This is a genomic window from Cupriavidus sp. SZY C1 (genome assembly GCF_032190535.1).
Classification (GTDB): domain Bacteria; phylum Pseudomonadota; class Gammaproteobacteria; order Burkholderiales; family Burkholderiaceae; genus Cupriavidus; species Cupriavidus pauculus_C.
On the sequence record NZ_JAUANU010000024.1, the window covers coordinates 25237 to 35534 of the forward strand.

General features: G+C 69.4%; 9 protein-coding genes. 8 read left to right on the plus strand and 1 reads right to left on the minus strand.

Annotated elements, in window-relative coordinates:
• Positions 1-283: 283 nt before the first annotated feature.
• The 5 genes from QTN24_RS24370 (at position 284) to QTN24_RS24390 (ending at position 7016) form a co-directional block, all read left to right on the plus strand.
• A complete protein-coding gene (locus tag QTN24_RS24370) occupies positions 284-2653 on the plus strand; it encodes a DNA polymerase II (RefSeq protein ID WP_313840167.1) in 2370 nt (789 codons plus the stop codon).
• 122 nt (positions 2654-2775) lie between these two features.
• Positions 2776-4461, plus strand: a complete 1686-nt coding sequence (locus QTN24_RS24375; RefSeq protein WP_313840168.1) for an MBL fold metallo-hydrolase — start codon at positions 2776-2778, stop codon at positions 4459-4461.
• Between the two features lie 171 nt (positions 4462-4632).
• Entirely contained in the window at positions 4633-5079 is a 447-nt protein-coding gene (locus tag QTN24_RS24380; RefSeq protein ID WP_313840169.1) for a hypothetical protein, read from the plus strand.
• A 194-nt stretch (positions 5080-5273) separates the two neighbouring features.
• Entirely contained in the window at positions 5274-5423 is a 150-nt protein-coding gene (locus QTN24_RS24385) for a hypothetical protein (RefSeq protein WP_172966057.1), read from the plus strand.
• A 246-nt stretch (positions 5424-5669) separates the two neighbouring features.
• A complete protein-coding gene (locus QTN24_RS24390; protein WP_313840170.1) occupies positions 5670-7016 on the plus strand; it encodes an AI-2E family transporter in 1347 nt (448 codons plus the stop codon).
• A gap of 19 nt (positions 7017-7035) precedes the next feature.
• On the opposite strand, the gene QTN24_RS24395 is transcribed toward QTN24_RS24390, so the two are convergent.
• The gene (locus QTN24_RS24395) at positions 7036-7566 is read right to left on the minus strand and encodes a riboflavin biosynthesis protein RibA (protein WP_313840171.1); all 531 of its coding nucleotides are present in this window, start codon (positions 7564-7566) and stop codon (positions 7036-7038) included.
• A gap of 303 nt (positions 7567-7869) precedes the next feature.
• On the opposite strand from QTN24_RS24395, the gene QTN24_RS24400 reads away from it, so the two are divergent.
• From QTN24_RS24400 to QTN24_RS24410, 3 genes are all read left to right on the plus strand, one after another.
• Positions 7870-8643, plus strand: a complete 774-nt coding sequence (locus QTN24_RS24400; RefSeq protein WP_313840172.1) for an IclR family transcriptional regulator — start codon at positions 7870-7872, stop codon at positions 8641-8643.
• Positions 8644-8646: 3 nt separating this feature from the next.
• On the plus strand, positions 8647-9705 hold the full coding sequence (locus QTN24_RS24405) for a cyclase family protein (protein ID WP_313840173.1): 1059 nt from the start codon (positions 8647-8649) through the stop codon (positions 9703-9705).
• 217 nt (positions 9706-9922) lie between these two features.
• The coding region (locus QTN24_RS24410) for an ABC transporter substrate-binding protein (protein WP_313840174.1) at positions 9923-10298 on the plus strand (376 nt) is incomplete at its 3' end.

The window sequence follows — 10298 nt, forward strand, 5'->3', positions numbered from 1 at the left end:
GCGGCGGCGGCAGCCTGCGCTGCCATGTTGGCGTGTCTTCTGCCTGTTTTTTTGCTCCCCTCTCCCGCTTGCGGGAGAGGGGCTGGGGGTGAGGGCATGGCGGTGCAAGCTGCCACCGTCGCATCTTGAGCGGCTGGCCCTCACCCCCGACCCCTCTCCCGCGCGCGGGAGAGGGGAGAAAACCATCGGCGGGAATAACGCCCGGACCCCGCAACACCACCACCCCACCGCCGCCCCCCGCCTCCGCTAAAATCCCCGCCACAAACACCCCAAGGCTTGCAGCGTGGCACTTCAGCAGGGTTTCATCCTGACCCGACATTGGCGCGATACCCCGGCTGGTACCGAAGTCGAGTTCTGGCTGGCGACCGACGACGGGCCGCGCCGGCTGCGCCTGCCGCCGCAGCCGTCCACGGCGTTCATCCCCGAGGCCCAGCGGGTCGCGGCCGAGGCGCTGCTGCAGGGCCAGCGCGATGTGACGCTGCGGCCGCTGCAGTTGCAGGACTTCCAGCGCCGGCCCGTGCTGGGCCTCTACTGCCCGCAGCACCGCCAGCTCATCCAGATCGACAAGGCGCTGCGCGACGCGGGCGTGGACGTCTACGAGGCCGATGTCCGGCCGCCCGAGCGCTACCTGATGGAGCGCTTCATCACCGCGCCGGTCTGGTTCGATGGCGACCCTGGCGCCGACGGCATCCTGCGCAACGCCCAGCTCAAGCCTGCCGCCGACTACCGCCCCGCGCTGCGCCTGGTGTCGCTGGACATCGAGACCAACGCATTCGGCGACCTCTACTCGATTGCGCTCGAAGGCTGCGGCCAGCGGCAGGTCTACATGCTCGGCCCCGCGCCGCAGCAGGCGCCGGCCGACCTCGACTTGGCGCTGGAGTACCGCCCCACGCGCCAGACGCTGCTCGAAGCGCTCAACGACTGGCTGGCGCGCCACGATCCGGATGCCATCATCGGCTGGAACCTCGTCCAGTTCGACCTGCGCGTGCTGCGCGAGCACGCCCGGCAGTACCAGATGCCGCTGCGGCTGGGCCGGGGCGGCGCCGAGATGGAATGGCGCGAGCACAACCGCCAGCAGCACTATTTCGCCGGGGCGGCCGGGCGGCTCGTGATCGACGGCATCGAGGCGCTGCGCTCGGCCACGTGGAGCTTTCCGTCGTTCAGCCTCGAATCGGTGGCGCAGGCGCTGCTGGGCGAAGGCAAGGCGATCGACAACCCGTACGACCGCATGGACGAGATCGACCGGATGTTCGCCCAGGACAAGCCCGCGCTGGCCCGCTACAACCTGCGCGACTGCGAACTGGTCACGCGCATCTTCGAGAAGACCGAGCTGCTGCGATTCCTGCTGGAACGCGCCACCGTCACCGGGCTGCCGGCGGACCGCAGCGGCGGCTCGGTGGCCGCGTTCACGCACCTGTACATGCCGCTGATGCACCGCCAGGGCTACGTGGCGCCGAACCTTGGCGACAAGGCGCCCGAGGCCAGCCCCGGCGGCTTCGTGATGGATTCGCGGCCCGGGCTCTACGAATCGGTGCTGGTGCTGGACTACAAGAGCCTGTACCCGTCGATCATCCGCACGTTCCTGATCGACCCGATCGGGCTCGTGGAGGGCCTGGCGCACCCCGACGATGCCGACTCGGTGCCCGGCTTCCGGGGCGCCCGGTTCTCGCGCACGCGGCACTGCCTGCCGGCCATCGTGTCACGCGTCTGGCAGGGCCGCGAGGCCGCCAAGCGCGACGGCAACAAGCCGCTGTCGCAGGCGCTCAAGATCATCATGAACGCGTTCTACGGCGTGCTCGGGTCCAGCGGCTGCCGGTTCTTCGACCCGCGGCTGGCGTCGTCGATCACCATGCGCGGGCACGAGATCATGCGCCAGACGCGCCAGCTGATCGAGGCACGCGGCTACGAGGTGATCTATGGCGATACCGATTCCACGTTCGTCTGGCTGCGCCGCGCGCGGACTGAGGACGACGCGGGCCAGATCGGCCGCAGCCTCGTGGCCTACGTCAACGACTGGTGGCGCGACCACCTGTGGCAGACCTACGGCCTGGAAAGCGCGCTGGAACTCCAGTTCGAGACGCACTTCCGCCGCTTCCTGATGCCGACCATCCGCGGCACCGACCTGGGCAGCAAGAAGCGCTACGCTGGCCAGGTGATGCGCCCCGACGGCCGCCTGGAGATGGTCTACAAGGGGCTGGAAACGGTACGTACGGACTGGTCGCCGCTGGCGCAGCAGTTCCAGCAAACGCTCTACGCCCGGATCTTCAACCGCGAGCCGTACCAGGAATACGTGCGCGACACGGTGCGCCGCACGCTGGCCGGCGAGCTGGACGACCTGCTGGTCTACCGCAAGCGGCTGCGCCGCCAGCTCGACGACTACCAGCGCAACGTGCCGCCGCACGTGCGCGCCGCCCGCATCGCCGATGCCTACAACGAGCGCCACGGCCGCCCGCGCCAGTACCAGAACGGCGGCTGGATCAGCTACCTGATGACGAGGGCCGGCCCGGAGCCGCTGGAAACGCGCTCGGCGCCCATCGACTATGACCACTACGTCACGCGCCAGCTCCAGCCCATCGCCGACGCGATCCTGCCGTTCCTGGACGACGATTTCCAGACGCTGCTGACCGGCCAGATGGCGCTGTTTCCGTCCTGAACCGCCGGCGGGCGGGCGGCACGCAGGGTTTTCGCTGCGGTGCGACAACGGCGCAACCCGCTAGAATGGCCTGCCGGCGTCGCCTGACGCCGCCGCAAGAGCATCCGAAGAGACTCCCGTTCATGTCCGCCGTCGCCCCGAATCCTGCTGTTCCCTCCCCGTCCAAGGCCATGCGCCACGCCGCCAGCATGCTCGTGCTGCGCGACGGCCCGCAGGGCATGGAAATCCTGATGATGCGCCGCCCCCAGCGCGACGACGACCGCAGCGCGGGCGCGTTCGTGTTCCCGGGCGGCGTGCTCGACCCGCAGGACGCCGCGCTGCATCGGCTCTGCGCCGGGCTGGACGACGCCGGCGCCAGTGCCCGGCTGGGCGTGGCGGCCAACGGGCTCGACTACTTCCTGTGCGCGGTGCGCGAGGCGTTCGAGGAAGCCGGCCTGCTCTACGCCTACGACGCCACCGGCCAGATCGTGGGGCTCGACGACCTGGACGCCGGTGTGCGCCAGCAGTTGAGCGAGGCGGCCGCCTATGGCGGCAAGGGGCTGGCACACGTCTGCGAGATGCTGGGCCTGCGGCTGGCCGTCGACCAGCTGGCCTACTGCGCCTACTGGCTGACGCCGCCGGGGCTGCCCAAGCGCTTCGACACGCGCTTCTTCATGGCCGTGGTGCCGCCGGGCCAGACCGCGATCCACGATGGCGTGGAGGCCGTGGAGCACCGCTGGATGCGCCCGGCCGACGTGATCGATCCCGTCAACAACCTCACGCTTGTCAACGCCACGCGGCGCATCCTGCAATCGATCGCCCATTTCGAGACGGCGCAGGCGTGCGTCGATTTCGCCAGGCAGCAGCGCAGCATCGCGCTGGTGATGCCCCGGCTGGCGCATGGCCCCAAGGGCCAGCGGCCGGTGATGCCCGACGAGCCGTGCTATGCCGAGATTGCCCGCATCGACCCGGACGGCGCCGCCCATGGCCGCTACGTGCTGGAGCCGGGGCTGCCGGTGCGGCTGTCCGAGCGCGTCTGGCGCGTGACGGCCAACAACGGCAACGTGATGACCGGGCCCGGCACCAACACCTACTTCGTGGCCGGCGCCGACAACTGCTGGGCCGTGATCGATCCGGGCCCGGAAGACGCGGCCCACTTCGACGCGGTCATGGCCGCCGCGCCGGGCCCCGTGAAATGGATCCTGGTCACGCATACCCATCTGGACCACTCGCCGGGCACGGTGCGGCTGCGCGCGGCCACGTCGGCGCCGGTCTGGGGCCGCACCACCGACGTCAAGGACCGCCAGGACCAGACCTTCCGGCCCGACCACATGCCCGTGCACGGCGACCGCATCGCGCTGGGCCCCGACACCACGCTGCGGGTGATCCACACGCCCGGCCATGCGTCGAACCACCTGTGCTTCCTGCTGGAAGAGGAAAAGACGCTGTTCACGGGCGACCACGTGATGCAGGGCTCGACCGTGGTCATCAACCCGCCCGACGGCGACATGGGCGCCTACCTGGCGTCGCTGCGCATGCTGCTGGACGAGGACCTCGAATGGATCGCCCCGGGGCACGGCTTTCTGATGCCGCGCCCGCACGACGCCATCCGCCTGCTGATCCGCCACCGCCTGCAACGCGAGGCCAAGGTGCTGAACGCGCTGCGCACGCTGTCACCGGCCGACGCCCCCACGCTGGTCACCAGCGTCTACGACGACGTGCCGGCCAGCAAGCACCCCATCGCGCTGCGGTCGATGCTGGCGCACCTGCGCAAGCTGGAAGCCGAGGGCGTGGCCAGCGAGGTGGATGGGGTGTGGGGGTTGCGGTAGGCGGCGTGGGTTGTTCAGGCGCCTGCCCTTTCCTCCGGATGGGTACACGCCCGAAAGCTGACAGGCAGGCGTCCGCCGGGCCGTGAAATATCTGGATACCTTGACGCACTGGCGGCACTTGGGCCGGCTGCCTACAGTGACTTGCATCGCTGACTGCCCGAGAGCCTTGCCATGCCCAGACTCCTTACTCCCCTGCTGCTGACACTGGCCACGTCGATGGCCGCCGGCGCCGCCCACGCCGTCACCAAGTGCGAAGGCGCCGGCGACACGCTCTATACGTCCGGGGCCTGCCCGGCCGGCTACCGCAATGTCACGCCGTCGATGCGCGGCAACGTGACCACGGTGGCCAAGTCCGCCAAGGTCCGCAGCGACGAGCAGGCGTACCTGAAGAACCGCGCCCAGATGGCCACGCAGATCGAGAACTGGGACGCCCGCGAGCAGGATCAGGACTGGCGCGCGCAGACCGCGTTCTGGAACCAGTGCCGGGCGCTGGAGTTCCAGGTGCGCGCGGCGGAGCGAGCCATGCATCAGACCGAGTACTGGAGCCACGCCGACCGCTATCGCGACGCCGTGCACGCGCTGCGCGCGGAGCAGTACGGCATGGGCTGCTATTTCTGACGGCGTGCGCGTCGGGGCATCGTAGTTCCTGCCGATATTAGCCACGCTTAGATCGCCATACAGAAAATTTCAGGCGAAATCGGGTCGGAATCACGTCTGCAGTCACATACAATCCGTTCCCATCCGGCCCGCCACGTCGCTTCGTCCAGGACCTTCGTGGCAACTGCGGTCGCAACCCACTCCTGTGAAGAAACATGCTGACTCTCACTGCGATCGTTGCGTATATGCTGGCCTGCATCGTTGCACTGGCTTTCGGTGTTCGCTGGATGATCAAGAACGATCCGCTGCTCAAACAGCCCCAGTTTCTGGATACGTCCTCAGGCCCTGACGACACGTCACGCTGACGCACCAGCGGCCATCGGCACGCCAACCGGCCGATCGCCCTGCCCCCTACGGAACGCCGGTCCACCCGACCGGCGTTTTGCTTTTTGTGGATGACCTTTTTTCGGCTCGCCGGCCCCCGCCCCCCCGTCCGGTAACGCGGCCGTCACGTGCATCCGTCCTACAGCCCGACCCGTTGCACGCCGACATTCCATCCCGCTGGCCGCCACTATGCTCTGAGCAGGCACCCATAACAGAGCCAGCGAGCCATGTCGACCGTCCCGCCCTCCCCCGCCCTGCGGTCCCCGTCCGCGCCGGACCCGGCTGCGCGCGCGGCCGACCCGGCCCCGCCCACCCAGACGGGTGACGCGGCGGCGCGCGCCGGCATGTCGGACACGTCCGATACTGCCCAGGCCGCCAGCGAGCCGTCCGACCCGATTGCCGATCCGATTGCCGATGACCGCGCCGACACCGGCAGCCCGGCCCTGGCCGCCGCTGCCGCCGCCCCGGTCACGATTCCCGATTTCACCCCGCCACCCTGGACGCGCTCCGTGCGCAGCGGCAGCCTGGCGCTGATCGTGCTGGCCACGCTGGCATCGCTCTACGCGCTGCACGTCGCCCGCGCGTTCGTGGTGCCCGTGGTGCTGGCCATCGTCATGGCCTACCTGCTCGACCCGATGGTGGCCTTGCTGCAGCGCCAGCGCGTGCCACGCGCCGTGGGCGCCACCGTCGTGCTGCTGGGGCTGCTGGGCATGGTGCTGTGCGGCGCCTATCTGCTGGAGGGCCAGGTGTCGTCGATCGTCGACCGGCTGCCCGAGATCGCCAGCAAGCTGTCGCGGTCGGTCGGGGCGCTGATGAGCGGCGACGATTCGGTGCTGCAGAAGGTGCGCCGGGCCGCCACCATCCTGGGCGGCACCGGGCAGCCGCCGGCGCCGCGCGGCGCGCCCATCGTCGTGGAACGCGGCGGGGACGGCATCAACAACATGATCTGGGCCGGCTGGATGGGTGCCTTCGCGCTGATTGCGCAGGTCGTGGTGGTGCTGTTCCTGACGTGGTTCCTGCTGCTGGCCGGCGACATGTTCAAGCGCAAGTTCATCAAGATGGCCGGCAAGACCATCAGCCAGAAGAAAATCAGCGTGCATATGCTGGACGAGATCAACCGGCAGATCCAGCGCTACATGCTGATGCTGCTGGTCACCAATGCGTCGCTGGGCATCTGCACGTACATCCTGCTGCGCTACCTGTCGATCGACAACGCCGGCACCTGGGCGCTGGTGGCCAGCGTGCTGCACCTGGTGCCCTACTTCGGCTCGCTGGTGGTGGCCGTGTGCCTGGGCGTGGCCGGCTTCATGCAGTTCGGCACGCTGGCGGTGGCGGGCGCGGCGGCCGGCGGGTCGCTGGTCATCGCCACGCTGATCGGCAACGGCATGACCACGTGGATGACCGGCCGCATGGCCCGCATGAACGCCGTGGCCGTGTTCGTGTCGCTGCTGTTGTTCACGTGGCTGTGGGGCACCTGGGGCATGCTGCTGGCGATTCCGCTGGCGGTCATCGCCAAGGTCGTGGCGGACCACGTCGACGGCCTGGAGGTGCTGGCCGAGTTCCTTGGCGAATAAGCGGCCCGGCTCAGACGGCTCAGACCGTCCGCATCACCTCGGCATGGGTGCCGCGTAGCGTGCGCATGGCATCGTCGCATTGCTGCGGCGACTCGGGATTGACCAGCACGGCCCAGCGGCCCCCGCGCACCGCCTCGCGCACGGGCGTGATCACCGCCTGGTGATCGGGCCGCGCCGTTATCAGCCCGCTGCCCATCATCCCCAGCATCGCGCCGATGAACGCGCCGACCAGACCGGCCGGCACCGGGTTCTGCGTCACCCACGCCACGTCCTGCAGGTACAGCACGGCCATCACCAGCAGCCCCAGGATCATCCCGCACGCCCCGAGCGTCAGGTGCGAGCGGACGGCCGTGCGCGCGATGCCGGCCTCGTCGGGCTCCAGCTTGCGGCCGAAGTGGGCCTCGTGCGGGTGGATCAGCTTGACCTGCCCGGCGCTGAGCCGGGCACTGGTGCAGACCAGGTCGACGGCCTGCGCGGCATCCGCCTCGGTGTCGTAGAGCGCGGCGATGCGTGTGTTGGCGGCCTCGCCGGAAATCATGTTGCCTGTCATGTCTGGGCTCCTTGTCGTGTCGCCCTCCCGGTACGGGCATCGTTGCGCCGTTCTGATGCGATCTTCGGCGATCTGCTCGGATGCCTCCGATCCCATGCTAGCCATCGGCCGGGCCGCCCCGCGTCGGCATCCGGCCGCGCGGCGCTGTAGGAAGACGCCGCATTGGCCAGCCTGTGTGGTTTCATCGGGCAAAACTTTGATGCGCCGCAGAATGACGGCGGGCCGTCCGTCTCCTATAAACCAACGGTTGCCGCATGCACCACGGTTTCATTACACAAAATCCCGCCCGGAGGAGACGCATACGTGACCGTGCCCAGCACCTCGCTGCAGAAGGCGTGCCGCCTGCTGCGTGCGCTGTCCGACACCCGCAATGCCCGGCTGACCGACCTGGCCGCCGCCGCCAACGTGGACAAGGCGTCGGCGCTGCGGCTGCTGGAAACACTGGTGGCCGAGGGCATGGTCGAGCGCGACCCCACCACCAAGGCGTTCTCGCCGGGGCGCGAGTGGCTGACGCTGCAGGCTGCGGCGCAGCAGCGGCTGGACATGCGCCCGCTGGTGCGCCCGGCGTTGATCCGGCTGGCCAACACGTTCGAAGACACGGCGATCCTGTCCGTGCCCAGCGGCTGGGAATCGGTCTGCCTGGAACTGCGGCTCGGCACCTTTCCGATCCGCGCCAACTATCTCGACGTCGGCAGCCGCCGCCCGCTGGGCGTGGGCGCCGGCAGCCTGGCGCTGCTGGCCGCGCTGCCTGACGACGAGGTCGACACGGTGCTCGACTGCATCGCCCCGTCGCTGAAACGCTATCCCCGGATCGACGCCGACGTGCTGCGCCGCCACGTGGCCACCACGCGCGCACGCGGCTACGCGGTGCTGCTGGACGTGGTGGTGGAGCGCATGGGCGGCATCGGCATCGCCCTGCCCGGCCCGGACGGCTACCCGCTGGGCGCCATCAGCATCGCCGCGCTCAACGAGCGCATCGTCGACCGCGAGGCGGCGCTGGCCCGCGCGCTGCGGCGCGAGGCCGACACCATCGCCGCGCTGTGGCGGCACCCCATCCCACGACAACAGGAGGCATGAAGCATGCGCTGGAAGCAACGGCCGGAAGGCTCGAACTGGGGCGACTTCGGTCCCGACGATCAACTGGGCCGCGTCAACCTGATCGGCCCCGAACAGGTGGTCAGGGGCGCGCGCGAGATCCAGGCCGGGCTCAGCTTCTGCCTGTCGATGCCGCTGGACTACCCCGGCGGCAACAAGCTCAACCCGCGCCGGCATCCGCCCCAGTTGCGGCCAACGTTCCGCGACGACATCCCGTACCTGAACTTCCCGCTGGCCAAGGTCAACCCGGCCGCCACCGACGTCATCAGCGACGACCAGGTGCTGCTGTGCCTGCAGTACTCCACGCAGTGGGATTCGCTGGCCCACGTGGGCGCGCTGTTCGATGCCGACGGCGACGGCCGGCCCGAGCGCGTCTACTACAACGGCTTCCGGGCCAACGACGACATCGTCGGGCCGGTGGACTACGCCGAGGACGACGACTTCGCGCCTCACGACTGCGGCCACGGCCACGCCAGCCACGCCGACGCGCTCGGCATCGAGAACTTCGCCGTCAAAGGCATGCAGGGCCGCGGCGTGCTGGTGGACCTGTCCGACGCTTTCGGCACCGATTTCCGCAACGTCGGCTACGACGATCTGATGCACGCGATGGAAGCCCGCCGCGTGGAGGTGGAGCGCGGCGACATGCTGCTGCTGCGCACCGGCTTTGCCGAGGTGGTGCTATCGATGCAGCGCGACCCCGACGAGACCGTGCTGCACCATAGCTGCTGCGCACTGAACGGCCGCGACGACCGGCTGCTGAACTGGATCACCGATTCCGGCATCGCCGCACTGATCGCCGACAACTACGCGGTCGAGCGCTACCCGGCCCTGCCTCCTCCCGACGACGCCCGGACGCACCCGCTGCTGCCGCTGCACCACCACTGCCTGTTCAAGCTCGGCCTGCCGCTGGGCGAACTCTGGTACCTGCGCGACCTGGCGGACTGGCTGCGCGCCCACGGCCGCACCCGCTTCATGCTGACCGCGCCACCGCTGAGACTGCCGGGCGCCGTGGGATCGCCGACCACGCCGGTGGCAACGGTGTAGACGTTTCAGGCCGCCACGGTTTCAGCTCCCCTCTCCCGCGCGGCGGGAGAGGGGTTGGGGGAGAGGGCAAGCGGCCCAAACCGCGACATCGGCATCCTGAAATGCCGAGCCGCTCCCCGGCCCCTCTCCCGCCGTTCGGCAGAGGGGAGCAAACCGAAAGGCAATCCACGCGCATCACACCACCGCACCACCCAAACCAAAACCCCCGGAGGAGACCATGCACCCCAATCGCCTGCTTACCGCCGCCGCGCTGGCCCTGGCCGCCGTGGCTGCGCACGCCCAGCCCAAGCCGGGCATTTCCGATGATGTGGTCAAGATCGGCCTGCTGCTCGACATGAGCGGGCTGTACGCGGACGTGACCGGCCGGGGCAGTGCCGCCGCCGCGCAGATGGCGATCGACGACTTTGGCGGCAAGGTGCTGGGCAAGAAGGTGGAGCTGGTGGTGGTCGACCACCAGAACAAGGCCGACATCGCCGCCAACAAGGCGCGCGAATGGTTCGATACCGACAAGGTCGACGCCATCCTGGACGTGGCCGCGTCCGCGCCGGCGCTGGCCGTGCTCGACGTCGCCAGGCAGAAGAACAAGGTGGTGG